This window comes from Lujinxingia vulgaris, from assembly GCF_007997015.1.
In the GTDB taxonomy this organism is placed as follows: domain Bacteria; phylum Myxococcota_A; class Bradymonadia; order Bradymonadales; family Bradymonadaceae; genus Lujinxingia; species Lujinxingia vulgaris.
On sequence record NZ_VOSM01000064.1, the window covers coordinates 1 to 607 of the forward strand.

The following is a 607-nucleotide window of genomic DNA, read 5'->3' on the forward strand; positions in this document are numbered from 1 at the left end:
GTTCGCGGGCGGTCGCGGAGACCTGGTGCGCCAGGCCGTGGCCCACGCCGGCTGGGGCCGCTGAGCGGCGTCACCGGCGCACGGGCGCTCGCCGTCACCCGCCCCCGGGGCGGTGACGCACAATGGACGGGTGCCCGCTCCAGAAGAGACCCTGCTCCCCGCCGCCGCCCGCTCCGACTTCGGCTTCGCGGTGGAGCACCGGCTCGCCGAGACCGCCACGATCGCCGGCGGGCGCCTCGAGGCCAACGGCGGCCCGTTCCTGGGCCGCACCGGGACCATCACCACCCCGCACGGGACGATCCGCACCCCCGCGTTCGTCCCCGTCGGCACCGCCGCCACCGTCAAGGCGGTGCTGCCCGAGTCCATGGCGGAGCTCGGCGCGCAGGCCCTGCTCGCCAACGCCTACCACCTCTACCTCCAGCCCGGCGCGGACGTCCTGGACGCCGCGGGCGGGCTCGGGGCGTTCATGAACTGGTCCGGCCCCACCTTCACGGACTCCGGGGGCTTCCAGGTCATGTCCCTGGGCTCGGGGTTCCGGAAGGTCATCGACATGTCCACGGTCGCGGCCTCGGCGGCGGGGGACGACGACGTCGCGACCGGCAAGGAG

The 607-nt window shown here is 75.6% G+C and carries 1 protein-coding gene; it reads left to right on the forward strand.

Going from position 1 to position 607, the window contains the following annotated elements:
• Positions 1-130 precede the first annotated feature (130 nt).
• The coding region (locus FRC98_RS20900) for a tRNA-guanine transglycosylase (RefSeq protein WP_347342178.1) at positions 131-607 on the forward strand (477 nt) is incomplete at its 3' end.